The organism is Kitasatospora sp. NPDC096077 (assembly GCF_040303245.1).
Lineage (GTDB): Bacteria > Actinomycetota > Actinomycetes > Streptomycetales > Streptomycetaceae > Kitasatospora.
Map to the genome: position 1 here is coordinate 88,197 of NZ_JBEOSV010000020.1, position 23,991 is coordinate 112,187.

Annotated in this window: 24 protein-coding genes and 1 pseudogene; 16 read left to right on the top strand and 9 right to left on the bottom strand. The window is 74.6% G+C overall.

The features are described from left to right. Positions 1–48 precede the first annotated feature (48 nt). A complete protein-coding gene (locus tag ABTZ03_RS19275) occupies positions 49–960 on the top strand; it encodes a DUF6896 domain-containing protein (RefSeq protein ID WP_350514205.1) in 912 nt (303 codons plus the stop codon). Here the strand turns inward: ABTZ03_RS19275 and ABTZ03_RS19280 are convergent. Together ABTZ03_RS19280 and ABTZ03_RS19285 are read right to left on the bottom strand one after the other, a co-directional pair. Next, a complete protein-coding gene (locus ABTZ03_RS19280) occupies positions 932–1,321 on the bottom strand; it encodes a VOC family protein (RefSeq protein ID WP_350514206.1) in 390 nt (129 codons plus the stop codon). The genes ABTZ03_RS19275 and ABTZ03_RS19280 overlap by 29 nt on opposite strands. Then, the gene (locus tag ABTZ03_RS19285; protein ID WP_350514207.1) at positions 1,318–2,352 is read right to left on the bottom strand and encodes a hypothetical protein; all 1,035 of its coding nucleotides are present in this window, start codon (positions 2,350–2,352) and stop codon (positions 1,318–1,320) included. The genes ABTZ03_RS19280 and ABTZ03_RS19285 overlap by 4 nt, the downstream gene beginning before the upstream one ends. 212 nt (positions 2,353–2,564) lie before the next feature. Between ABTZ03_RS19285 and ABTZ03_RS19290 the strand changes: the two genes are divergently transcribed. The 4 genes from ABTZ03_RS19290 (at position 2,565) to ABTZ03_RS19305 (ending at position 4,430) form a co-directional block, all read left to right on the top strand. After that, positions 2,565–3,008 (top strand): HAD family hydrolase, encoded by a 444-nt coding sequence (locus tag ABTZ03_RS19290; RefSeq protein WP_350514208.1) that lies wholly within the window; start codon positions 2,565–2,567, stop codon positions 3,006–3,008. Between the two features lie 66 nt (positions 3,009–3,074). Beyond that, positions 3,075–3,536, top strand: coding sequence for a hypothetical protein (locus tag ABTZ03_RS19295; protein ID WP_350514209.1), 462 nt, complete (start codon positions 3,075–3,077; stop codon positions 3,534–3,536). A 9-nt stretch (positions 3,537–3,545) separates the two neighbouring features. After that, the gene (locus tag ABTZ03_RS19300) at positions 3,546–3,842 is read left to right on the top strand and encodes a PRC-barrel domain containing protein (RefSeq protein ID WP_350514210.1); all 297 of its coding nucleotides are present in this window, start codon (positions 3,546–3,548) and stop codon (positions 3,840–3,842) included. 3 nt (positions 3,843–3,845) lie between these two features. Then, positions 3,846–4,430, top strand: a complete 585-nt coding sequence (locus ABTZ03_RS19305) for a DJ-1/PfpI family protein (protein ID WP_350514211.1) — start codon at positions 3,846–3,848, stop codon at positions 4,428–4,430. 91 nt (positions 4,431–4,521) lie between these two features. Here ABTZ03_RS19305 and ABTZ03_RS19310 read toward each other — a convergent pair whose 3' ends face one another. The 4 genes and pseudogenes from ABTZ03_RS19310 to ABTZ03_RS19325 form a co-directional block, all read right to left on the bottom strand. After that, a complete protein-coding gene (locus ABTZ03_RS19310) occupies positions 4,522–5,376 on the bottom strand; it encodes an ATP-dependent DNA ligase (RefSeq protein WP_350514252.1) in 855 nt (284 codons plus the stop codon). A gap of 69 nt (positions 5,377–5,445) precedes the next feature. Continuing rightward, positions 5,446–6,324: pseudogene (gene ligD / locus ABTZ03_RS19315) on the bottom strand (non-homologous end-joining DNA ligase); the annotation flags it as partial. A gap of 119 nt (positions 6,325–6,443) precedes the next feature. Next, positions 6,444–6,863 (bottom strand): VOC family protein, encoded by a 420-nt coding sequence (locus ABTZ03_RS19320; protein WP_350514212.1) that lies wholly within the window; start codon positions 6,861–6,863, stop codon positions 6,444–6,446. Positions 6,864–6,888: 25 nt separating this feature from the next. Continuing rightward, a complete protein-coding gene (locus tag ABTZ03_RS19325; RefSeq protein WP_350514213.1) occupies positions 6,889–7,776 on the bottom strand; it encodes a helix-turn-helix domain-containing protein in 888 nt (295 codons plus the stop codon). A gap of 134 nt (positions 7,777–7,910) precedes the next feature. Between ABTZ03_RS19325 and ABTZ03_RS19330 the strand changes: the two genes are divergently transcribed. The 3 genes from ABTZ03_RS19330 to ABTZ03_RS19340 all read left to right on the top strand — a co-directional run bounded on the left by ABTZ03_RS19330 (position 7,911) and on the right by ABTZ03_RS19340 (position 9,792). Next, a complete protein-coding gene (locus ABTZ03_RS19330) occupies positions 7,911–8,345 on the top strand; it encodes a CBS domain-containing protein (RefSeq protein WP_350514214.1) in 435 nt (144 codons plus the stop codon). 123 nt (positions 8,346–8,468) lie between these two features. Next, complete coding sequence (locus ABTZ03_RS19335; protein WP_350514215.1) at positions 8,469–9,053, top strand: pyridoxamine 5'-phosphate oxidase family protein; 585 nt, start codon at positions 8,469–8,471, stop codon at positions 9,051–9,053. Positions 9,054–9,183: 130 nt separating this feature from the next. Beyond that, positions 9,184–9,792 (top strand): TIGR03086 family metal-binding protein, encoded by a 609-nt coding sequence (locus ABTZ03_RS19340; protein WP_350514216.1) that lies wholly within the window; start codon positions 9,184–9,186, stop codon positions 9,790–9,792. 154 nt (positions 9,793–9,946) lie between these two features. Here the strand turns inward: ABTZ03_RS19340 and ABTZ03_RS19345 are convergent, their stop codons facing one another. Continuing rightward, positions 9,947–10,342: a transglycosylase family protein gene (locus tag ABTZ03_RS19345; protein WP_350514217.1), complete on the bottom strand. Its 396-nt coding sequence runs from the start codon at positions 10,340–10,342 to the stop codon at positions 9,947–9,949. A 477-nt stretch (positions 10,343–10,819) separates the two neighbouring features. Here ABTZ03_RS19345 and ABTZ03_RS19350 point away from each other — a divergent pair, with 477 nt between their 5' ends. From ABTZ03_RS19350 to ABTZ03_RS19375, 6 genes are all read left to right on the top strand, one after another. Next, complete coding sequence (locus tag ABTZ03_RS19350; protein ID WP_350514218.1) at positions 10,820–11,374, top strand: universal stress protein; 555 nt, start codon at positions 10,820–10,822, stop codon at positions 11,372–11,374. 80 nt (positions 11,375–11,454) lie between these two features. Beyond that, a complete protein-coding gene (pdxR, locus tag ABTZ03_RS19355; RefSeq protein WP_350514219.1) occupies positions 11,455–12,909 on the top strand; it encodes a MocR-like pyridoxine biosynthesis transcription factor PdxR in 1,455 nt (484 codons plus the stop codon). A 191-nt stretch (positions 12,910–13,100) separates the two neighbouring features. Next, positions 13,101–13,610 carry a hypothetical protein gene (locus tag ABTZ03_RS19360; RefSeq protein WP_350514220.1) on the top strand — a complete coding sequence of 170 codons (510 nt, stop codon included), beginning with the start codon at positions 13,101–13,103 and terminating at the stop codon, positions 13,608–13,610. Positions 13,611–14,137: 527 nt separating this feature from the next. After that, positions 14,138–15,544 (top strand): family 2B encapsulin nanocompartment shell protein, encoded by a 1,407-nt coding sequence (locus ABTZ03_RS19365; RefSeq protein ID WP_350514221.1) that lies wholly within the window; start codon positions 14,138–14,140, stop codon positions 15,542–15,544. A gap of 1,198 nt (positions 15,545–16,742) precedes the next feature. Then, positions 16,743–16,982 carry a hypothetical protein gene (locus ABTZ03_RS19370; RefSeq protein ID WP_350514222.1) on the top strand — a complete coding sequence of 80 codons (240 nt, stop codon included), beginning with the start codon at positions 16,743–16,745 and terminating at the stop codon, positions 16,980–16,982. A 132-nt stretch (positions 16,983–17,114) separates the two neighbouring features. Further along, the gene (locus ABTZ03_RS19375) at positions 17,115–17,882 is read left to right on the top strand and encodes a bestrophin-like domain (RefSeq protein ID WP_350514223.1); all 768 of its coding nucleotides are present in this window, start codon (positions 17,115–17,117) and stop codon (positions 17,880–17,882) included. A gap of 67 nt (positions 17,883–17,949) precedes the next feature. Here ABTZ03_RS19375 and ABTZ03_RS19380 read toward each other — a convergent pair whose 3' ends face one another. After that, positions 17,950–20,304 carry a glycosyl hydrolase family 18 protein gene (locus ABTZ03_RS19380; protein WP_350514224.1) on the bottom strand — a complete coding sequence of 785 codons (2,355 nt, stop codon included), beginning with the start codon at positions 20,302–20,304 and terminating at the stop codon, positions 17,950–17,952. Positions 20,305–20,635: 331 nt separating this feature from the next. On the opposite strand from ABTZ03_RS19380, the gene ABTZ03_RS19385 reads away from it, so the two are divergent. Continuing rightward, positions 20,636–21,271, top strand: coding sequence for a class I SAM-dependent methyltransferase (locus ABTZ03_RS19385; RefSeq protein WP_350514225.1), 636 nt, complete (start codon positions 20,636–20,638; stop codon positions 21,269–21,271). Next, the gene (locus ABTZ03_RS19390; RefSeq protein WP_350514226.1) at positions 21,268–21,918 is read left to right on the top strand and encodes a hypothetical protein; all 651 of its coding nucleotides are present in this window, start codon (positions 21,268–21,270) and stop codon (positions 21,916–21,918) included. Before ABTZ03_RS19385 ends, ABTZ03_RS19390 begins: the two co-directional genes overlap by 4 nt. A 16-nt stretch (positions 21,919–21,934) precedes the next feature. Here ABTZ03_RS19390 and ABTZ03_RS19395 read toward each other — a convergent pair whose 3' ends face one another. Next, positions 21,935–23,926 carry a type 1 glutamine amidotransferase family protein gene (locus ABTZ03_RS19395; RefSeq protein WP_350514227.1) on the bottom strand — a complete coding sequence of 664 codons (1,992 nt, stop codon included), beginning with the start codon at positions 23,924–23,926 and terminating at the stop codon, positions 21,935–21,937. Positions 23,927–23,991: the final 65 nt, after the last annotated feature.

The following is a 23,991-nucleotide window of genomic DNA, read 5'->3' on the forward strand; positions in this document are numbered from 1 at the left end:
GCCGGAAACCCGGGTGACGGCGGTGCCGGGGCGGGCGATCATGACCGGATGACCGCTGCCGATCAGCCCTGGTGGAACCTCCACGAGGCCGTCGCCCTCTGGGGTGCGCGGCTGGCCCCGGCCGCCGCCGTGGTCGACGCCGCCGTCGAGGCGCTGGCCGCCGGCCGCGACGGCCCGGCGCTGGGCGAACTGGCCGCGCTGGAACGGGGCGAGGCCGATGACCGGCTGCCGGAGCTGCTGGACGCCGCCTGCGCCGAGCTCGGCCTGCCCCGGCCCGTACGGGACGGTCGGGCGACCGAGGAGGCGGGCGTCCGGGCGCTGGCCCGGCGGGTGATGTCCGGGCAACTGGCCCCCCGCCGCTTCACCACGCTGCTGCACGAGGCATTCGGGCACCGGCTGGAGCTGGTCGAACCCTTCGACGGTCTCCACTACGACTACGAGAACGAGTTCGGCGAACTCACGGAGGCCCAACTCGACGCCGAGGTACTGGAGGAGGCCTGGCGGCTCGGCGCCGACCCGGCGCTCGCCGCCCGGCGCCGCCCGGTGACCACGGCCCGCGGACTGGTCCTCGGCTACCTCGCGGACCTCGACGGGATCCTCGCCGATCTGGGCCGGCACCGGCCGCCGGCCGCCTCCCTGGCCGACTGGCTCCACCTCGCCCGGAGCCGCCGGATCCCGCGGACCGGGGTGGTCGGCGGCCGGCTGTACCGGGTGCACGGCGCGGGCTGCCGGTTCACCGGCCCGGACGGGGTCGAGGTCGACGTGGACACCGCCGGGCCGGACGGGGTGACCTTCGACGCCTGGCGGCTGCAGTGCCACGGCGCCGGCCTGCCGGAGCCGTTCGCCGCGTCGCAGGACGAGCTGCGGGCCGCCGCGTCGGCGCTGCCGCAGCTCGCCGAAGGGGCCTGGCCCGGCTGGTTCGTTCTGGCGACTACCGGTGGTACTGGGCGAGTTGGATGAGGTTGCCGCAGGTGTCGTCCAGTACCGCGACGGTGACCGGGCCCATGGCCGTCGGCTCCTGGGCGAAGCGGACACCGAGGCGGTGCAGCCGGTCGTACTCGGCGTGCACGTTGTCCACCGCGAACTGGGCGGCCGGGATGCCGTCCTCGACCAGGGCCGTCTTGTACGGGCCGACGGCGCGGTGCTGGTCGGGCTCCAGCAACAGCTCGGTGCCGTCGGGCTGTTCGGGGGAGACCACGGTGAGCCAGCGGTACTCGCCGACCGGGACGTCCTCCTTCCTCACGAAGCCGAGCACCTCGGTGTAGAAGCGCAGCGCCTTGTCCTGGTCGTCGACGAACACGGTGGTCAGGTTGATCCTCATCGGATGTCCTCCGGGGTGCCCTGGTGATCGCGGTTGCCGAGGCGATCGTAGATCGCCCGCAGCCAGGGCCGCCGGACGGCGGGGAGCCGGGCGAGGCGGTGCAGCAGCAGGTCGGGGGCGGGCTCGAACAGCCGGTACGGGTGCGGCGGCAGCGGGTCGTCGCGCTCCTCCCCGGCGGGCAGCCGGGTCGTCAGGCGGGGCGGCGGGAACGCCAGGTACGCCCACACCCCGGCGTCCAGCGGCACGGTGACGGGCCCGGCGGGCGGCTGCCAGGCGGCGCCCGTCCACGGGTGGCGGGGGACCAGGGCGAGGTCCGTGGGCGGGACGGGGGCGAGGCCAGGCCCGGCCAGGCGCAGGGCCCGGGCCGGGGGACCGGCCGGGAGCAGCCGGTGCAGGGTGCGGCCGAAGGTCTCGGTGAGCAGGCCCGGGGCCACGGCCACCGGCTCCCCGCCGGAGGCGGCCAGCACCTCGGCCAGGGCCGTCCCGACCGCAGCGCGCCAGCGGTCGCTCCACCAGCCGTCCGGCTCGACCGGCGGCAGCGGCGGAACCGCCCAGCCGTCCCCGGCCGGCCGGGCCGGGCCCTCGATCGGGAGACGCCGTACGGCCCGTGGGTGGAGCCACACCTGCTGCCACCGGTAGCAGTCGTCGATCCGGGAACCCACCGTGCGCCCGCACCGCTGGCAGGCCAGGTTCGGGCCGCCGGCCGCGGCGCAGCAGCCCTCGCACTCCCCGGGCAGCAGCACGGTGCCGCGGGAGTCGCCCGGGGCCAGCAGCACCGCGCCGCCGGGGCCGCTCCACAACCCCTGGACGGGTGCGTACACGCCCTGGGCGGCGGCCTCGGCGGCCGTGACCGCCGCCCAGGGCCGCCAGGGGCGCTCGGAGGGCTCGGGGTCGACGGCGAAGGTCCCCGGCTCCAGCAGCGGCGGCAGGTAGCGGTCCCCGCCGTGCCGGTGGGCGTGCGGCGGCAGGGCCGCCTCCGTCACCGGCGCCGTCAGCTCCGCGCCGCACCCGGCGCACGCGAACACCGCCACGCGTCCTCCCCCCTGCGACGGGCCCCGCCCATCGACGAGCGGAGTATTCCGGCCCGGGCACCGTCCGCCAAGCGGTTTTCGCCCGGTCGCGCGGCCGTCCGCGGCAGGCAGCGCGTCCGGCCGGGCGGCGACCTAACCTGGAAGGGCGCATCCGGTGCGCGGCCCGCGGAGGGCGGCGCACCGGCCCGAGTACGGAAGCGGGAGCGGTGGCCATGACGGTGATCTCGGCGGCTCTCTTCGGTACCGACTGGCGGCCCCGGCCGCCCGGCGGCGCCGAGCTGCTGCGCGAGTGCGCCGCGCGGGGCTGGACGGTCGTGCTGACCGGTCCCGGCCCGGCCGGGGCGCCCGCGCTGACCGTGACCGCCCCCGGCGACGACCCGGTACGGGCCGCGCTGGCGCTGGTGGACGGCGTGCCCTCGCACGCCGTGGCCGTCGCCGGAAGCGTGCGCGAGGTACGGGCGGCGCGCCGGGCCGGGGTGCCCTGCGTCGCCCTGGAGGCCGGCGGGGACGCCGGTCCGGAGCTGCGGGCGGCCGGCGCGGCGGAGGTCCACCGCGACGCCGCCGCCCTGCTGCGTGTCCTGGACGACAGCCTGCTCGCCCGTCCCCGGGCCTTCGGGCGCGTGGCCGCCGCAACCGGCGGCCCCCGGAACGGTTAACGCCGGCCCGTACCGGGCAACCGCCCGGGTGCGAGCACGTCACCCGAAGTGTCGGAGGTGACCGAGATGGACGGACCCGCGTTGAGCGGACGGGAGCGGCGGCTCCTTGAGGAGATCGAGTCCGATCTGCGCCAGGACACGCGTCTCGACCGGAAGTTGAGCACGATGGGGGCGAACCCGCCGAACCGGTTCCGGGCCGCGCTGCGCGGCGTCGGGCACCGGGTCTCGGCGGGGGTGCTGCTGACCGCGCTGGTGATGACGTCGCTGTGCGTGGCCATCGGCGTGCGCACCCCGACCACCGCCGTGCTGACCGCCCTCGGGGTGGTCTGGGCGGCCACGGTGGCGGCGTCGGTGGCGGCCGCGGTGCTGTTGCGGCGGCGCCGGGAGCGCGGCGCCGGCGGCATCGATCCCGAGCCCGGCGGGCCGGGCGGGCGGACCGGACGCCGTGAGCGCCGGGACCGTGGCGATGGCCGCGAGGACCGGGGCGAAGGCCGCGAACGTCGGCCCTGGGACCGCCCGGAGGCGTGAGGTGACCCGATGAGCACTGACCTGTGGGAGTACCGTCCGGGCTCCCATCCCGCCGCCGACCTCAGCCTGGTCGGGTACGAGGTGCACGGCACCGACGGCCCGCTCGGCCGGGTCGAACAGGATGCCGGCGACCACCTGCGGGTCGACGCCGCCCCCTGGGTGCCGGGCGCCCGGGTACTCGTCCCGGTCGGCGTGGTCGCCCGGATCGACCACCTGGACCGCAGCGTCCACCTGGACTGCCCGCGGGCCCGGCTGGGCACCGCCCCGCCGTCGGCCGAGAACCTCACCGTCCCCCGCCGGCACTGAGCCATGGGCTGGCCGTCCACCACCCTGACCGGCCGGACGATCGCCTTCCTGGTCGCCCCCTACGGCGCCGAGCAGCGCCAACTGGCCTCGGCCTGGCAGGCGGTGGCCGAGTCCGGCGGCACCCCGCGGCTGCTCTCCACCGCCCCGGGGCGGGTCCAGGCCGTCCGGCAGCACGCCCTCGGGGACACCTTCGCGGTGGACGGCCTGGTCGCCGAGGCGGATCCGGCCGGGTACGACGGGCTGGTGCTGCCCGGCGGCGTGGCCAATCCGGACCTGCTGCGGCTGGACGGGGCGGCCGTCGCCTTCGTACGGGACTGCTGCGCCGCCGGCCGCCCGGTCGCGGCGATCTGCCACGCGCCCTGGACGCTGATCGAGGCCGGCGCCCTGCGCGGCCGCACCCTCACCTCCTGGCCGAGCCTGCGCACCGACCTGCTCAACGCGGGCGCCCACTGGGTCGACGAGGAGGTGCACGTCTGCCGGGACGGGCCGGGCCCGCTGGTGACCGGCCGCGGGCCGGCCGACCTGCCGGTGTTCGAGGACACCCTGGTCACCGAGTTCGCCCACGCGGCGGCGAAGCGGCGGCGGTGACACGGCCGTTCGGGCCGGACGGACTCCGCGGACCCGGTACGTCCCGCGGACCCGGAACGTCCCGCAGGCCCCGCAGTCCCGGACCGGCGGCTCAGTCCCCGCGCAGGCGGACGAAGGTGGCCGTGGGCGGCCGGCCGGTGAGGGTCAGCTCGGCGCGCAGCGGGCCGGTGAGCGGGTGCACCTCGCCGTGGTCGGGGTCGACCGCGGGCGGGCCCAGCAGCGGTCCGGCGGCCCGGGCGACCTCGCGGGCCTGGACCGGGGTGAGCCGTGGAGTGGTGAGCAGCACCCGGCCGTCGTCCAGGCCGAGCACCAGGGCGTGCGGCCGGGCGGCCGGGCCGGTGAGCGCGCGGACGGTGGCGTCCACGGTGTCGCTGCGCCGGTACTTGACCCAGACCCGGCCCGCGCCCTGCGCCCGGTAGGGGGAGGCCGCGGCCTTGCAGACCAGACCCTCCACGCCGGTGTCGGCCAGGCCCGCCATCCACTCCAGCGCCTCCGCCCGATCGGTGGTGGCCAGGACCGGCTGGATCGGCGGTGGGACGTCGGCCAGGGCGGCTAGCAGCAGGCGGCGCCGGTCGGTGAGCGGCAGCCGCCGGACGTCCCGGCCGGGCAGTGCGAGCAGGTCGAAGGCGATCAGCCCGAGTGCGACGTCCGGGGCGGCGGCCCGGGCCCGGCGGCTGTGCAGCAGTTCCTCGAAGGCGAACCGGCCGGACCGCCAGGCGACCAGCTCGGCGTCCAGCACCAGCCCCTCGGGCAGCCGGGCGACGGCGGCGGCGATCGGCGGGAACTCGGGCGCGAGGTCGCGGCCGCTGCGGGCTTGCAGGAACGCCGGGCGCTCGCCGCGGGCGAAGGCGAGGCAGCGGAAGCCGTCCAGCTTGAGCTCGTACTGCACACCGCCGCCGCCCAGCCCGTCGACGGGCGGGACGGCGTGCACGGCGGCGGGGCGCATCACCTCGACGGGTGGCCGCAGCACCTGAGCCTGCTGGGTACGGAGCGGCGGCGGCGCGGAGGGCAGAGCCGGCAGCGGCCGGGCCTCGGCCGGGTCCAGCAGCGGTGCGAACAGGTCGCCGTGCGCCGCCAGCCGGCCGGGCAACTCGGCGAGCGTGAAGACCAGTTCCGCCTCCCCGCGGGCCCGTTCCAGCTCCGCCCAGGACAGCGGGGTGGAGACCGTCGGCAGCGGGCGGGCGCGCAGCGTGTAGGGGGCGGCGGTGGTCTTCCTGGCGTTGTTCTGCGACCAGTCGACCAGCACCCGGCCCCGGCGCCGGGCCTTGGCCATGGTGTGCACCACCAGCTCCGGGTGTGCCGTCTCCAGGGCGGCGGCCAGCGCCTTGGCGTAGCCGGAGACCTCGGCGCTGGGCGTGGGCTCGATCGGCACCAGCAGGTGCAGCCCCTTGGAACCGGAGGTCTTCACCCAGGCCGACAGCCCGTCCGCGGCCAGCCGCTCGCGCAGCAGCAGCGCCACCGCCCGGCAGGTCAGGACGGTGGCGCCGTCGCCCGGGTCGAGGTCCAGCACCAGCCGGTCGGCCAGGCCGGGCGCGGCGGCGTGCCACTGCGGGACGTGCAGCTCCAGGCAGCCCAGGTTGGCGAGCGCGAGCAGCGCCGCGCCGTCCTCCAGGACCACCTGGCGCAGCCGCTCGCCGCTGGTCGGCACGTCCACCGTGCGCACCCAGTCGGGGGTGCCGGGCGGCGCGTTCTTGGCGACGAACACCTCCGCCTCGACGCCGTCCGGGCAGCGCAGGAAGGACACCGGGCGGTCGCGCAGGTGGGGGAGCAGGGCGGTGTGCACGGCGGCGTAGTAGCGCAGCACCTCGCCCTTGGGGGTGCCGATGCTCGGGTAGTACACCTTGTCGAGGTGGGACAGGGCGACGGTGCGTCCGTCCACCGTCAGCTGTGGCATCGGCGGCCTCCGAAGGCTCCCGGGGGTGGCCCCCGCAGCCAGTCTGCCCCGGGACGGCGCTCGCCGCCCCGGGGCCGGTGGCCGGCGCGGGGCCGGGCGTTACGGCGCGCGGCCGGGCGTTACGGCGCCGGGGCGGGCCGGGGCGCGCCCGGGTAGGTGCCGAAGTACCAGTGGTTGCCCTCCGGGTCGGTGGCCGCGAAGTCCCGCGAGCCGTAGTCCGTCTCGGTCAGCCCGGTGGTGATCCGGGCCCCGGCGGCGACCGCCCGGGCGTGCACGCCGTCCGGGTCGGCGGTGACCACGTACGCGCTGAAGCCGCCCGGCTCGCCGCGCCACTGGCCCGGCGCGGTCTCGCGCACCGAGCCGAGCATCACGCCGCCGCCCTCCGGCCAGGCCAGCTCGGCGTGGGAGACGAAGTCGCCCTCCCCGTAGCTGACCACCTCCTGGAAGCCGAAGGCGTCCGACAGGAAGCGGATCAGGGCCCGGGCGTCGGTGGCGCGCAGGGTGGGCCAGACCTGCGGTGCGGGGGTCTCGGTGTCCATGACGATCACTCCTCGGTTCGGGTGCTCACGCCTCCCACTCTGCAGCGGCCGCGCCCGTCCCGCCTTGGACGTTTGGGAACAGCTTCCCCTCCTCCGGGCCCTCCGCCGCCAGCCAGGCGCTCGGTGCGGCGCCGGCCAGCGCGCGGAACTCCCGGGCCAGGTGCGCCTGGTCGAAGTAGCCGCAGCGGGCGGCCAGTTCCGCCAGCCGGGGCGGCGGCGACCCGGCCGCGAGCAGGTGCCGGGCCCGGTCGAAGCGGATCACCCGGGCGGCCGCCTTCGGGGTGAGCCCGGTCTCCCGGCGGAACCGCTCCTGGAGGTGCCGGGCGCTCCACCCGGTCTCCCGGGCCAGCTCCGCCACCGGCAGCGCGCCGCCGCTGCGGCGCAGCGCCCGCCAGGCCCAGTCCACCTCCGGCGGCACCCGCCCGGACGGCCGAGCGGTCCGCAGCAGCGCCGAGTCCAGCACCGCGAACCGCTCCGCCCAGCCGTCGGCCGCCCGGAGCCGCTCGTGCAGGAGCGGGCCGAGCCGCCCGAGCAACTGCTCCGCCGGGAGGTCGATCCCGGCCAACTCCCCGGCGGGCAGCCCGAACAGCGCCCGGGCGGCGAGCGGGTGCACGGCGATCTGCACCCCGGACTGGGCGCCCTCGTGGGTGATCAGCGCGGGGGAGGTGTGCAGGCCGCTGAGCAGCGTGGGGTAACTGCCCGGCGGCTGCGCCGGATCGGGGTGGCCGACGATCACCAGCGGCTCGTCCAGGGTGAGGATGAAGGTCAGGTACGGGGACGGCAGGCCGCGGTGCACGGCGGGGGCCAGGCCGCGCTGCCGGTAGCCCGAGTACCAGGCCACGTACGGGCGCAGCGCCGCGGCGGGCCGGGCGTGGACGGCCTCGTCGACCGCCCCGGTGGCTTGCGTGGTCACGTGGTCCAGTATCGGCGCCCGGGGTCGCGGGCGGGAGCGCGGGTGCCTATGGTGAGGGCACGGTCACCCCGCGCAGCCGCGGTGCGCCGCGAGGGGGAGGACCGTCGGGGGGTAACACCGACGAAGGAGTCCCCGTGACCACTGCCCGAGACATCATGCACACCGGCGCCCAGTGCATCGGCGCCCACCAGACCCTGGACGAGGCCGCGCGGATGATGCGCGAGAAGGACGTGGGCGCGCTGCCGATCTGCGGCGACGACCAGAAGCTGCACGGCATCATCACCGACCGCGACATCGTGGTGCGCTGTCTCGCCGAGGGCAAGGACCCGGCCCGGATGACGGCCATCGAACTGGCCGGGCACCTGCACTGCGTGCGGGCCGAGGACAGCATGGAGGTGGTGCTCAAGAAGATGGAGCAGCACCAGATCCGGCGCATCCCGGTGATCGACGGCGAGCGGCTGGTCGGCATGATCAGCGAGGCCGACCTGGCGATGGGCCACCGTGAGGGCCACCGGCTGACGGACCAGCAGATCATCGAGTTCATGGACAGCGTCTACCTGAGCCGGTGACGCGCCCGCCGGGCCCGGCGGCTCCCCTCTCCGGAGCGGCCGGGCCCGGCGTCCGGGCGTGGCGTCCGTCTCGGTGGGTGGAATCCCTTTCTCGCTCAGCGAGACGGGGGCACAATGGCGGACATGGGGAAACAGTACGAAAGCATCGACGGCCGGCTGCGGCAGTTCATCGAACGCCAGCCCGTCTACTTCGTGGCGACCGCACCGCTGGCCGCCGACGGACACGTCAACCTGTCGCCCAAGGGCCGTTCCGGCACCCTCGCCGTCCTCGACGAACTCACCCTCGCCTACCTGGACTTCGGCGGCTCACAGGCCGAAACCGTCGCCCACCTGCGGGAGAACGGCCGGATCACCCTGATGTGGTGCGCCTTCGACGGCCCGCCCACCGTGGTCCGGGTGCACGGCCGGGGCGAGCCGGTCTTCCGCGACGACCCGCGCTTCGCCGAGCTGTTCGCCCGCTTCGAGCCCGGCGCGGACGGCGCCGGACTGCGGGCGATCGTGCTGGTCCACGCGGAGCGGGTCAGCGACTCCTGCGGCTACGCGGTGCCGTTCATGGACTACCGCGCCGACCGGGACCTGCACGCCCAGTACTTCGACCGCAAGGGCGAGGAGGAGTTCAACGCCTACTGCGAGCGCAAGCCGTACGTGGGCACCAGCATCGACGGCCTGCCCGCCCTCCCGCTGCCGCTCCCGGACCGACCGGCCTGACCGGATCGACCGGATCGACCGGCCTGACCGGCCTGACCGGCCTGACCGGCCTGACCGGCCGACGGCCGTCCTCGGGGTGGATGCGGGGCCGGGGCACGGGGTGACCTAAAAGGCTGTCATCATCGGCGACATGACCGACCGTCAGAAGGAAACGGAGATCGCCGCCATGCCGCGCCACCCCGTCGTCGAGCAGATCGAGCGCGCCGCCGCCACGACCGGAGTCGTGATCGCGGGCATCGGGGCGGAGCAGTGGAAGCTGCCCACCCCCTGCGCGGAGTGGGACGTCACCGCCCTGGTGAACCACCTGGTGGGCGGGATCGGCCGCTACGTCGGCCAGTTGACCGGCACCGACCCCGGCAAGGCGCCCGGGGGCGACTGGTTGGGGGACGACCCGGTGGCCGCCTACCGGGCCGCGGCGGCGGCCGACCTGGCGGCCTGGCGCCGGCCCGGGGCGCTCGACCGCACCCTCGCCGTCGCGATCGGTGAGCTGCCGGGGGAGTTCGCCGCCACCGTGCACCTGACCGAGCTGGCGGTGCACGGCGCCGACCTGGCGGTGGCGACCGGACAGGAGAACCTGCTGGACCCCGAGCTGCTGGCGGGCCTGCTGGCCGCGATCCGGGAGCTGGGCGTCGAGCCCTACCGGGTCCCCGGCGTCTTCGGCCCGGAGGCCCTGGTCCCCGAGGACGCCCCGGTGCACCTGCGGCTGCTGGCCCATCTGGGCCGTACGGTCGCCGTCTGAGCAGCACCTGAGCAGCACCTGAGCAGCACCTGAGCAGTACCCGAGCAGTACCCGAGCTGCATCCGGGCGGTGCCGGGCGGCCGGTGACGCGACGAAGCCGCCGCACCCTCGGGGTGCGGCGGCTTCGTGCGTGAGTGCGTGCGTGCGGCGGGGCTTACTTGCCCAGGCCGGCCTTGACGGAGCAGATCGGCCAGGCGCCGGGGCCCTGGGCGGCGAGGACCTTCTCGCCGATCGCGATCTGCTGGGCCTTGGAGGCCTGGTGCGCCTGCGGGGCGAAGGCGGTGCCGCCGAAGGCGGCCCAGGTGCTGGAGGTGAACTGCAGGCCGCCGTAGAAGCCGTTGCCGGAGTTCACAGCCCAGTTGCCGGTGGCCTCGCACTGGGCGACCTTGTCCCAGACGGTGGCCGGGGCGGCCGAGGCGCTGGTGGCCGCGACGAGGCCGGCCACCGGGAGGGCGGTGACCGCCCCGGCCATCAGAGCCATCCGGACGCGGTTGCGGCGCTTCGGGGTGGCAGTGGTGGTGGCAGCGGCGGTCTCGTTACGGAAGGTCATGCGGTTCCTTTCGGAGGGGGTCTGCGAGCGTGCGGAACCAGGCCCTCGGAGGGCCGTCGGTTTCGTGGACGCGTGGCTCGCGTGGTCAGGCACCGTTCCTGTCCGGGGGCTGTGTGGCCCGGCCGGAGCGGAGTCGCTCGGTGCAACGGGTTCGAAGGTACGGGGGAGGTCGTGGCGGTTTCAAGGATTCCCAGGTCGGTGCACGTCAGAGGCCTGTTACCGCAGGTAGCGATCACGAAAATAAGGTAATTTCGCCTGATTTACACCTCTTTCCAAGATCAAACCACCCAGGGAAGTGGCCCCCGTCACCCCGGAGGCGCTGTGAGGCCGGGCACACCGTCGACAGCGCGTGACGGTCCACCCGACCCCGGGTGCCGGAACGACGGCCCCGCGCACCCGCCCGGGTGGCCCGCGCCACAGTCGTCACCCGGAGTGCCCGCTGCCACCACCCCCGGTGGCGGGCATAGCCTTCGGCCCATGAGCAACGAGAGCGATGCGACGGACGCAGGGGCCGTCGACGACGCGGGCCGCCCGCAGGCCGGGTGGCACCAGGGGGACGGGGACCACGGGACGGCCGTCGCCCCGACCGGCTTCGAACTGGGGACGGACGGACCCAAGGTGGTCCTGGCGGGACTGGACGGCTCCGACTCCTCCTGGCGCGCCACCGCCTACGCCGCCGGCCTCGCCCGCCGACAGGGCGCCGTGCTGGCCGTGGCCTACGTCCAGCCGATACTCGGCGCCGCGACCGCGCTGGCCGGGGCCGCGGTGGAGGAGACCACCCAGGAGATCGCCGACGAGTTGCTGGCCGCGCTGCGCGAGGCCCAGGAGCGGGTGCGCGAGGTCTGGCGGGTGGAATGGCGCTTCCTCACCATGCGCGGCGACCCCTACACAGGCCTCGCCAAGCTCGCCGACGAGCTGCGGGCCGACGCCGTGGTGGTCGGTGTCTCCGAACAGGCCGGGCACAAGGTGATCGGATCGGTCGCGGTCCGGCTGGTCAAGGCGGGCCGCTGGCCGGTCACCGTGGTCCCGTAGGGTCCGGCGGCCCGGCGGCGGTGAGGGGCCCAGGGCCCGCCCGCCGGGCGGCGTCGGAGCGGCGGGTAGGGTGCGTGACCATGACGGAACCGCCGGGCGCGCACCCCGCCGAGCCGCCCCACCCGACCGGCAACGACCTCCACCTCGACCTGCCCGCCACCGGCGGCCGCCGCGCCGCGCTGATGGCCGCCCTGCGCGAGGCGATCCGCAGCGGCCGACTGGCCCCCGGCACCCGACTGCCGCCGTACCGGACCCTGGCCGCCGACCTCGGCCTGGCCCGCAACACGGCCGCCGAGGCCTACGCCGAACTCGTCGCCGAGGGCTGGCTCACCGCCCGCCAGGGCTCCGGCACCACCGTCGCCGAACGCGCCGCACCCGTCCCGCCCGCCCGGGCCCGCCGCCCCGCGCCCCGGCCCGGACCCGTGCACGACCTGCGCCAGGGCCAGCCCGACGCCTCCTCCTTCCCCCGCACCGCCTGGCTGGCCGCCGCCCGCCGGGCCCTCACCGCCGCCCCCAACGAGGCCTTCGGACCCGGCGACCCCCAGGGCCGGCGCGAGCTGCGCACCGTCCTCGCCGACTACCTTGCCCGGGCCCGCGGGGTGCGCACCGACCCCGACCGGATCGTGATCTGCTCCGGCTTCGCCCACGGGCTGCGGCTGCTCTTCGACGGCGCCGCGCCCGTCCTGCCGCCCGCCGAGCGCGGGCCGCTGGCCGTGGAGGCCTACGGACTGGGCTTCCACCGCGGCCTGCTGGCCGCCGCCGGGGTCCGGACCGTCCCGCTGCCGATCGACGAACAGGGCGCCCGGGTCGAGGAGTTGGCGCGCCACCCGGAGCTGCGCACGGTCCTGCTCACGCCCGCCCACCAGTTCCCGACCGGCGGCCCGCTGCACGCCGGGCGCCGCGCCGCCGTGATCGACTGGGCGCGCGGGCACGGCGGACTCGTCCTGGAGGACGACTACGACGGGGAGTTCCGCTACGACCGCCAGCCGGTCGGCGCCGTCCAGGGGCTGGACCCCGACCGGGTCGTCTACCTCGGCAGCGCCAGCAAGAGCCTCAGCCCGGCGCTGCGCCTCGGCTGGCTGGTGCTGCCGGAGCACCTGGTCGACCGGGTGCTCGCGGCCAAGGGCGAACGCGAGGGCTGGGCCAGCGCCCTGGACCAGCTGACCCTCGCCGAGTTCGTCGACTCCGGCGGCTACGACCGGCACGTGCGCCGGATGCGCCGCCGCTACCGGGACCGCCGGGACCAGCTGGTGGCCGCGCTGGCCGAGCACGCCCCGCAGGTCGAGGTGTCCGGCATCGCGGCCGGCCTGCACGCCGTGCTGCGGCTGGCCCCGGGCACCGAACGCTCCGTGCTCAAGGCCGCCGTCTACCGGGGTCTGGCCGTGGAGGGCCTCGCGGACTACCGCCATCCGGCGATCACCGCGGAGGCGATGCCCGCCGTCGACGGACTGGTGGTCGGCTACGCGACGCCGCCGGACCACGGCTACCCGGCGGCGATCCGGGCGCTGTGCGACATCCTGCCGCCGCCGGCCTGAGCGGGGTGCGGGTCCGGTCGCCCGGCTGCGGGTCCGGCCGCGCGTGGGGGCGAAGGATAGGGCAGCGGAGGTTCCGCCGGGCGCGGAACGCGGTCGATCGGTCACCGGCGTCCGCCCGCCGCTCGTGTGTCGGTACGGCTCGGGCCCGAGCCCGGTAACCCCGGCGGCGCCGACCCCTACGCTCCATGGTCATGCGCAGAACACATCTGAGCCGGGCCGCGCTCGCCGTGTGCCCGGCCCTCGCCGCCGGCCTGCTGCTGTCGGCGGCACCCGCCCGGGCCGACGGCCAGCTGCCCCTGACGGCGGTCTCCGACCGTCAGACCATCGGCCGGGGCGGTGAGTTCACGCTGACCCTGACGCTCACCAACCCGTACGACACCCCCATCCAGTTCGTCTACCAGAGTGTCCAGCCGACCTACGGGACCAGCCAGGAGCAGGGGCTCAAGTTCAGCGCCACCGCCTGCGGCACCCAGACCAACGGCTGCAGCGACAACGTGCACGGCGGCATCGCCCGTTACGACGTCCCGCTCGCCCCCGGCGCCGGCAGCAGCTTCACGGTCACCTACACCGTGGCCCCCGACTCCGCCTGCGGCCCCGGCGTCCGGATCGACCTGTACTCGTACCTGTACTACGAGTACAAGGGCGGCCTGGCCAGCAACTCCGGCATCCTCGGCATCGCCGGCCCCCAGGTGGCCTGCTGACCCGCCGACCCCGCCCGCGGCGCGGCCCCGGCCGCCGCCGCCCCCATGCACCCGTCAGGTGCCGGCCACCCCCGTACCGGCACCTGACGGGCCTTTTCGTATGTCCGCGTCCCGGGACGGCCGGGGCGGCGGCCGCGCGGCTGCGACGGCTGGGGCGGTGGCTGCGCGGCTGGACGGTGCGGCGGGTTGACGCGAGGGCGGACCGGGGCGGTGGTTCCGCCGACGGGTCGGGGAGGCCGTCGGGGGCGGCCCGGCGGGCGCGAACGGATGTTCAGGTGAGAAGGCGCGCGCGGGGGCGGATGGGCGGAGATTCACCCTATCGGGGGGTAGTCGGCCGCCGTACGGCCTCGGTCGGGTTCTGGTGATCTAGGGTTCCGGATGGGCCGCCGGGCGATGGCGGTCGGTTCTCGAAACTCGCCAACTTCCCCACCAGTTCGCGGATCTGATGATCCGTAGCGGCTCGCGCCCAGGGCGGAGCGGAACGGCCCTGTCCGCGCGATCCGACCACACGAATGGAGACCCTGCCGATGCCCGTGGACACGAGCCCGGAGACACAGCAGGACCGGCAGCAGAGCCTTGCGACGGCAGCTGCCCGCAATCTTGCCACCACCACCAAGTCCGCCCCGCAGATGCAGGAGATCACCTCCCGCTGGCTGCTCAAGGTGCTCCCGTGGGTCGAGGCCCACGGTGGCGCGTACCGGGTGAACCGCCGGCTCACCTACACCGTCGGCAACGGCGTGGTGGAGTTCATCAAGACCGGCTCCCAGGTCCGCGTCATCCCGCAGGAGCTGGGTGAGCTCGCCCTGCTGCGCGGCTACGAGGACGAGGAGGTGCTCACCGCCCTCGCCGACCGCTGCCAGCAGCGCGACTTCGGCCCCGGCGAGGTGCTCACCACCACGGGCGAGGCGGCCGACCGGATCTTCCTGATCGCCCACGGCAAGATCAACAAGATCGGCACCGGCAAGTACGGTGACGAGACCGTGGTCGGCGTGGCCGGTGACGGCGACCGCTTCGGCGACGACGCGCTGCTGAACCCGGACGCCGTCTGGGAGTACACCGCGAAGACCGCCACCTCCGGCGTCGCCCTCACCCTGAGCCGGGCCGACTTCGACCGCATCCGGGAGAACGCCCCCAGCCTCCAGACGCACCTGGAGGAGTTCCTGACCCTGCCGCTGCAGGCGCAGAACGAGCGCGGTGAGGCCGAGATCGCCATGTCGGCGGGCCACCACGGCGAGTACGAGCTGCCCGGCGCCTTCGTGGACTACGAGCTCAAGCCGCGTGAGTACGAGCTGAGCGTCGCGCAGACCGTGCTCAAGATCCACACCCGCGTCGCCGACCTGTACAACCAGCCGATGAACCAGACCGAGCACCAGCTCCGGTTGACCATCGAGGCCCTGCGCGAGCGCCAGGAGCACGAGATGATCAACAACCCGGAGTTCGGCCTGCTCCACAACGCCGACTTCGACCAGCGGATCCAGACCCACTCCGGCCCGCCCACCCCGGACGACCTGGACGAGCTGCTCAACCGCCGCCGTGACCCCGACTACCTGCTGGCCCACCCCAAGGCCATCGCCGCGATGGGCCGCGAGTTCAACGCCCGGGGCATCTACCCGCAGCACGTCGACCTCGGCGGCCAGCAGGTGCCGGCCTGGCGCGGCGTCCCGATCCTGCCGTGCAGCAAGATCCCGATCACCAAGGAGAACACCAGCTCGATCCTGGTGATCCGTACCGGTGAGGACAACCAGGGCGTCATCGGCCTGCACCAGACCGGGCTGCCGGACGAGTACCAGCCCTCGCTCTCGGTCCGCTTCATGGGGATCGACGAGAAGGCGATCATCTCCTACCTGGTCAGCGCCTACTACTCCTGCGCGATCCTGGTGCCGGACGCGGTCGGCGTGCTGGAGAACGTCGAGATCGCGCACCGCCGCCACTGAGCCCGCCGCGGGCGGCACTTGAGCCCGTAGCGTGCGGTACGTGAGCCCGCAGAACAACGCGCGCAGGCCGTAACCGGGCGGCGCGAAGATCGTTTCACCTGATGACGGACGGCCCGCCCCCGCAGGTGGGCCGTCCGCCTGATCACGTCTGCACGCACACGGTCGTACCCGATCGGTCCCGATCCGGTCCCGACCGCTGTTGCCCCTTTCCGTCGACGGATCAGCCCGAGTCCCGTCCGCTCTCCCCAGGCGACCCGAGAGGTGTGTGGAGCCCATGCCGCAGCGCCGGCAAATCCGACGGATACCGCGGCACGGCGGCGGGGGCGCGGCCCCCGGACGGCGGGTGCGGCTGATCGGCGCGGCGGTCGGTGTGGTGGCGATGTGCGCCCTGGTCGGTGGCGCCACCGCCTCCGGCGCCGAGCACCCCGGCGGACAGCCGCACGGCACGGCCGTCGACACCTGTGTGTGCACCGATGCGGACGTGTCGACCACGGTCGGCCCGGGCGGGAACGTGGACGTCGGGGTGGACGTGGACGTCCAGGTCGGCGTGACCGTCGCCCCCGACATCGGCCGCCACCACGGGCCCAGGCCCCCGCACGAGCACCACCACCCGTGCCACCACCGGGACGCGGCGGTGCCACTGCCGGCGGCGCCCTCGGGCTCGGCCACGGCCGGGCTCCGGCCGGAGGAGGGGTGGCCGGACGAGGAGCACGGCGGGCACCACCACCATCACCACCATCATCACCACCCGCACCCCTGCCCGAGCCCCACACCCACCCCGACTCCCACACCCACCCCGACACCTACGCCCACTCCGACGCCTACGCCTACGCACAGCCCCACGCCGACTCCCACCCCGACGCCCACGCACAGCCCCACACCCACCCCAACGCCTACGCCCACCCCGACGCCTACGCACAGTCCGAGTCCGAGTCCGAGCCCCACGCCCACCCCCACGCCGTCCCCGACCGTGGCGCCCCCCAGCCCGACCCCGGCGCCCAGTCCGCCCGCGTCACCCCCGGCACCGCCGCAGGCACCTCCGCCGCCAGCCCCGGCCCCCGCCCCCGCGCCGGCCGCCCCGGCCCCGGCAGCGCCCGCAGTTCCGGCACCCGCCGCACCGGCGGCCCCGGTCGCGCAGGCCCCGCCGCCCGCCGTGGTGCCGGTCCCGGCGGTGCCCGACGCGCCCACGGCCCCAGCGGTGGTGGCGCCCAGTCCGGTGCTGCCGAGCCCGGCCCGGCCGAGCCCGCTCTGGCCGACCCCCGCGCCGCAGCCGGTGTTCAAGGTCCATGCCACCAAGCCGGTGCCCGTCGCGCAGCACCACCACGGCGGTTCGACGACCACCACGCTGCTGCTGATCATGGTCCCCGGCGTTCTCGCGGCGGCCGCGCTGCGCCCGGGTCGCGGCGGCGGACGAGGCCGCGGTCGTTCCGGGTCCTGACGGCCTCCGGGTCCCGACGGGCCCCGGGCCCTCGCGGGCCCGCACGTTCCGACGATTCCCGGGCTCGACGATCCGGTCGAGCCACGGGCTTCCCCTGTCACGTCACAAGCCAAGCCAGAGAAGGGAGTTCCCATGTCCGAGTGGGTGATGCTGATCATCGCGCTGTTGGCCGCGTGCGCCGTCGTGCTGGCGGTGGTGGTGCTGCGGCGCCGGGCCGGCGTCGAGGAGAACGTCGACGAGACGCCCGACGTCATCGAGTACATCACGATGATGATCGGCGTGGTCTACGCGATCGTCCTCGGTCTCGCCATCGCGGGTGTCTGGGAGGCGCGCGGCGCCGCCCAGGACGACCTGTTCCGCGAGGCCCAGTCGCTGCGGGAGGTGAGCGACCGGGCCGTGGTCTACCCGGCCGAGTTCCGCGACCAGGTCCGGGCCGATGTCGACGCCTACGTCACCTACGTGGTGAACGTCGAGTGGGACTACATGGGCAAGCACGGCGAGATCACCGACAAGGGCACCGAGTTGCTGGACAAGATCCAGAACGAGGTGGTCAGTCGGCCGCCGGCCTCCGACCTGGAGTCCCAGGCCTACCAGCCGATGACCGACCTGATCAGCCAGGCCTCCGACGCCCGCAACCAGCGCGGCCAGAACGCCGGGCCGACCATGCCGGGGGTGGTGTGGTTCGGGCTGATCGGCGGGGCGGTGGTGACCCTCGGCATGCTGTTCGCGCTGCAGATCCGGTGCACGCCGAGGGAGTTGATCCTGGCGGCCTGCTTCAGCCTGCTGATCGCCTTCCTGTTGTTCATGATCTGGGACTTCGACGATCCGTTCGCCCGGAGCGTCTCGGTCACCACCCAACCGTTCACCGATCTCTTCCCCTCGCTCAACCTCAAGAGCTGAGCGACCGTGGAACGGGTGGCGCCGGTGGCCCCGAACGGGGCCACCGGCGCACGAGCTTGACGATCCGTCAGCGCAGGCTGCCGTCCATCGAGTTGAGCATGGTGCCGGCGGCGTCGTCGTTCTCCAGGGAGAAGGCGAACAGGCCGCCCAGCCCCTTGTCCTTGGCGTAGGACCCGCGCGCCTGGACGGCCTGCGGGGTGTCGCCGGTCCAGAAGTTGGTGCCGTCGTAGACCCAGCTGCTCTGCGTCACCGGGTCCCAATGGGTCTGCGCGGCGGTCGGGTTGAGCTCCTTCCAGGCGGCCAGCCCGGCCTCCTGGCTGAGCGGCTTGGCGGCCGTGGGACCGGTCGCGCTCTGGTACAGGCCGTAGTTCGAGCCGGCCGGGACGCCCGTCCAGCCGCGCCAGTAGAACGGGATGCCGAGCACGATCTTGTTCGCCGGGAAGCCGCCGGGGATGCCGTACTCGGGCAGGCCGGTGGTGTACGCGGCGAGCGTGGTGTCCACGTTGTACTTGCGGGTGCCGGGCGCGATCGGCGTGGTCGGGTCGGCCGGGCTGTCGTGCAGCGGGTCCTGGTGGTTGGTCGGGCCCTTGGCGTCCCAGGAGCCGTGCATGTCGTAGGACATCACGTCGGCGTAGTCCAGGTAGGCGCCGATCTTGTCGGTCTCCAGCTGGGCGATCTTGTCCTGGCCGCTGGGCAGCGCGGCGCTCAGCAGGTAGCGCTTGCCCTGGGCGGCGCCCAGCGCGTCCAGCTGGGTGCGGAACTCCTTGAGTAGCAGGGTGTAGTTCTGCTTGTCGGCGGGGGAGTAGTGGTTGCCGGTGTGGCCGCCCGCCGAGCCCGGGTACTCCCAGTCGATGTCGATGCCGTCGAAGATGCCCGCCGCCGAGGCCGGACCGCCGGAGGCGTCACCGGCCACGCCGGTCGGCAGGTTCCCCTTGAGGAACATGTCGACGCAGGAGGAGGCGAAGGCCTTCCGGGAGGCGTCGGTGGCGGCCGCGTCCGAGAAGTACTTGGAGTACGTCCAGCCGCCGATCGAGATGGTGAAGCGCAGGTTCGGGTACTTGGCCTTGAGCTGGCGCAGCTGGTTGAAGTTGCCCTTGAGCGGCTGGTCCCAGCCGTCGGTGCTGCCGTCCACGCTGTTCGAGGAGGTGTAGCCGTCCTGGTAGTCGGCGTAGGCGTCGCCCGCGCCGTCGCCGGCGTTGGGGTCGGAGTCGTTGGCCGAGTCCGAGGCCTTCACCGTCTGGAAGCAGGTGAACCTGGAGGGGTCGATGTTGGCGAAGGCGTAGTGGACGACGTCCAGCTTGTTCGCGGCGCCGCTGGTGTCGACGTTCTTCGGGTAGTACGCGTTCTCGTAGATCCCCCACTGGTCGAAGTAGGCCGCGCGGACCGGCTGTCGGGCGGGCGCGGCGGCGGTGGTGGTGCTCACCGGGGCGGACTGGGCGGAGGCGTGGCCGCCGGAGTAGCCCTGGACGCTGAAGGTGTAGCCCTGGCCGGGCAGCAGCGAGCTGACCGCGACCGAGGTGCCCATCGAGGTGGCGACCAGCTGGCCGTTGGACCACACCTTGTAGGCGACCGGGCCGTCCCCGCTGTTCAGGGTGGAGGGCTGCCAGTTGAGCACGACGGCGCCGGAGGTGACCTTGCTGACCGTGACGCCGGTCGGGGTGGTGACCTGGCCGTCTCCGGCCGGGCCGCTCGCGGTGGCGGTCGCGGTCGGACTGCCGGTCGGACTGCCGGTCGGGCTGCCGCTGGGGGACCCGGTCGGGCTGCCGCTGGGGGAGCCGGTGGCGGTCGGGCTGCCCGAGGCCGTCGGGCTGGTGGAGGCGGTGGGACTGCCCGAGGCCGTCGGGCTGCCCGAGGAGGTCGGTCCGCCCGGTCCGGTCAGGCTGAGGTCGTCCGCGTAGTAGGTGCCGGTGCCGTACCAGCCGTGGGTGAAGACGGTGACCGAGCTGGTGCCGGCGCCGGTGGTGAAGGTGCTGCTCAGCTGGTTCCAGCCGGTCCCGCCGGGCGTCCAGCTGGAGGCGTTGACACCGGTCCCGGTGGCGCCCAGGTAGACGTAGCTGCCCTGCACCCAACCGGACAGGGTGTAGGTGGTGTTCGGCTGGACGGCGACGGTCTGCTGGCACTGCGCGGTGTCGGAACCCGAGGCGGCGCCGCTGAGCGCGTAACTCCCGCCGTGCACCGGGGTGGTGACGACCGAGCCGTTGCTGCAGCTCCAGCCGGCCAGGGTGCCGGTCTCGAAGTCGCCGTTGGCCAGCAGGTTGACGGGGGAGGCGGAGGCGGAGCCGAAGGTGAGGGCGAGGGCGGCGCCGCTGGTGGTCAGCGTGGCGGCCAGGGCCAGTGCGGTGGCCCGTCTGCGCCGGGTGGCCCGGCGGGCGGCGGGCCCCTCGGCGGGCTCGGGCCGTGCGGGCAGGACGCGGTCGTGCATGCGGGGTGTCCTCCGGATGTGTGGGGGTTCCGGCGGTGCGTGGCCCGGACGGGCCGTGGGGAGCCGGCCCGGGCGCGGTGGGGGCGCGCGGGCGGGTCGAACGGTGCTGACGGGTGTTGACAGGTGTGGACGGGTACGGACGGGAGCCGTGCGTGGACACGACCGGCCGGGTGCTCCGTGCGCGTCACGACTGAACAGATTGGACTGGACCAATATTCGCCGTCAAGGGTGCCGGTCCGCGGTGTCCACCTCCTGGACCACCCCGGGCCGGGAACGGCGGTGGACCGGTAGGTTGACCAGGACGGAACAGGCCCGCCGAACGGAGGAGCGCATGGACAGTCAGGGCTGGGACGACCGCTACGCCGCGAGCGAATTGGTGTGGGGTGCCGCGCCCAACCGCTGGGTCGTCGACGAACTGACCGGGCGCGCCCCCGGCCACGCCCTCGACCTCGCCGCCGGCGAGGGCCGCAACGCCATCTGGCTGGCCGCCCGGGGCTGGGAGGTCACCGGTCTCGACTTCTCCGCCGTCGCCCTGGAACGCGCCGAACGGCTCACCGCCGAACTGCCCGACGAGGTCGCCGACCGCCTCACCTGGCGGCACGGCGACGCCCGCGCCTTCGACCTCCCCGCCACCGGCTACGACCTCGTCCTGGTCGCCTACCTCCAACTCCCCGCCCAGGACCGCCGGGCGGCTCTGCGCCGCGCCGCCGAGGCCCTCGCCCCCGGCGGCACCCTGCTGGTGATCGGGCACGATCTCAGCAACCTCACCGATGGTGTCGGCGGCCCGCAGGACCCGGCCGTGCTGTTCACCCCCGAGGACGTCCTCGCCGACCTCGCCGACCACCACCTGCGCACCGTGCGGGCCGAACGCGTCCACCGGACGGTCGGTGACGAACCAGGGCACCGCAACGCCCTGACCGGCGTCGCGATCGACGCCCTGGTCCGGCTGGAGCGGGGCGCCGAGTGACCGTCCGACCCACCCGACGCCTGCTGCTCACCGGGATGCTGGCCGCCCCGCTGGCGCTGACGGGCTGCTCCTCGGGCAAGAAGAAGAACAAGACCGACGCCCCGGCGGCCCGGGCGAGCGACCCGGGCGGCGCGGCCTTCGTGATGATCGTCCGGCACGGCGAGAAGCCCACCGGCGACCAGCCCGGACTGGACGAGAACGGCAAGCACGACGGCAAGTCCCTCACCCAGCGCGGCTGGGACCGGGCCAAGGCCCTGCCCACCCTGTTCAGCCCGCCCGCGGCCGGACTGCGCACCCCCGCCCGGATCTACGCCGCCACCGACCAGGGCCCGATGGCCGGGGCGCACCGGATGCGGCAGACCGTCACCCCGCTGGGCGCCGCGCTCGGGCTGACCGTGGACACCACGTACGCCGAGTCCCAGGAGTCCGAACTGGCCGGCGCCGCACTCACCGGGGCGCAGCCGGTGCTGATCTGCTGGGAGCACTCCCGGATCCCGCGGATCGTCGAGGCGCTCGGCGCCGCCGGGAGCGGGGCGCCGAGCAGTTGGCCGGACCGTTTCGACCTGGTCTGGGTGTTCTCCCGCCCGGCCGGCGGGGCCTGGGCCTTCCAGGAGGTGCGCCAGCACCTGCTGGAAGGCGACGCCTGATCCGGACCGGCCGGCCCTAGCCGACGGTGACGGTCACCACGGAGTACTGGACGACGGTCAGCGGCACGCTGACCGTCCCGCCGGTGACGGTGTACGGGACGGGCCGCGGGGCCGGGTCGGTGCCGTCCGGGCTGGCGACGGTCACGGCGGTGACGGCCGTCCCGGCCGGGAGGGCGTAGGAGAGCGTGCAGTCGGCGGGGGTGGTGCGGAAGTCGGCCGGGGCGTCGTCGAAGTTGGTGAAGTTCACCAGGTGGACGACGGTGTCGCCGCCGAGCTGCCGGGCGTCCAGGAAGATCCGGCGGTCCCCGGCCAGGGTGACCGTCGGCGGCGCCGACTGCCGTACCGGGCCGAGCAGTTGGTCGGCCGAGGCCTGGTCGGTGCTGCTCAGGTAGCTGAGCCCCGGCAGCGCGCGGACGTACCAGCAGGTGCCGTTGCCGTAGGTGTTCCGGCTGCTGGCCGGCAGCGGGTCGGCCAGGCGCAGGCCGAGGACGTCGGCGAGGGCGAACTCGCTGCGCCGGCCGCCCAGTTCGTCCAGGGCGGTGGGGGCCGGTCCGGTGATGACGATCGTCCCGCCGCCCGCGACGAAGCCGCGCAGCACGGCGGCCTCGGCGTCCGAGACCGCCTGGAGGTTGGGCAGCAGCAGGACCGCGAAGCGGGCCAGGTCGGCGGCGCTCAGTCCGGGGCTGGGCACGGTGTCGAAGGGCACGTGGGCGTACACCAGCGCCTTGACGGTGCCGCGGAACTCGCCGAGCCAGGGCAGCGCGGTGCAGCTCATCTGCGGGTCGTCGCCGCCCCACCAGTCGGCGATCCCGGCCGGGGCCGTGGCGTTGGCGTACATCCCGTTGCCCTCGCCGGGGGAGACGTAGTCCCGCGACGGCGAGGAGTGGTAGACGCCGACCCGGGCGGCGGGGGCCGGGTCGTAGAGCTTCTGCTGGTTGACCTGGACGAAGCGGTACATCCGGGCGCGCATCGCCCCGTCCACGGTGTCGTTCTTGAACGGGGTCTTCACCTCGTACGGGTTGCAGCCGGTGGCGATCAGCTGGGACAGCACCAGCGAGGCGTCGTCGGCCTGCCAACCGTAGGAGAACGCCCAGGCGGGCTTGGCGCCGCTGGCGGCGCGGGCGTACTTGTACATCGAGATCAGGCAGGTCCAGTCGGTGGCGGTGGCGTGCCGCATGCCGTCGTAGTTGCCGAGGATGTCCACCTCCCAGACCTGGGAGACCGCGCCCTCGGCCGTCCGCAGGTAGCCGCCGTCCAGGCCGATGGCGGTGGCGTAGCGGTAGTCCATCGAGACCGTCTCGACGAAGGTGACCAGGTCGGGGTTGACGGAGCGTCCGGCGGCGGCGATGTCGAGCTGGAAGCCGAGCAGGTTGTGGTGGCGCCACTCGACGTAGCGGCGGAAGACCGGGTCGGTCCAGTCGGCGGCGGTCGGCAGCGCCAGGCCGGTGTCGGCCTTGAACGCGGCCGCGCCCCAGCTGGAGGCGTCGCACCAGGTGAGCACGCCGTCGAAGTAGATCGGCACGTCCGGCCAGATGCCGTCCACCCCGGTCGCGGCCACGCCCTTGATCCGCCGCAGGTAGTAGTCCCGCCAGGGCGAGTTGGGGCTGAGCCAGACGCTCTCGTCGCCCGGGTCGACCCAGACCACCACGCTGCCGTAGAACACGTTGGGCTTGCCGGTGAGGTCGCGCTGGACCCAGCTGCCGCCCTGGTCGTTCTTGTAGAAGGAGCGGCCCTTCTCCCCGCCGGGGGAGATCAGTTCGAGCGACGGGTAGTACATGACGACCTTGAGGCCGGCCGCGTGGGCGAGTCCGGTGAAGGTCTTCACATCGGCCATGTGGGCGGCGAACTCGGCGTCGGTGAGCCAGTTGGAGAGCAGGGTGTCGAGTTCGATGACACTGACGTTCTGCGCCTTGAGGGTGTCGATGTAGCCCTGCATGTCGGCGGGTTCGTTGAAGGTGCCGTCGGCGGTGGTGGTGGCGGGCGGTGTTCCGTCGTGCTGTTCGGGCATGGTGGTCCCCCAGCGTGGGTCGGAGCGGCTCCGAGGCGACCCTAGACGGTGCGTCGTCGACCCGT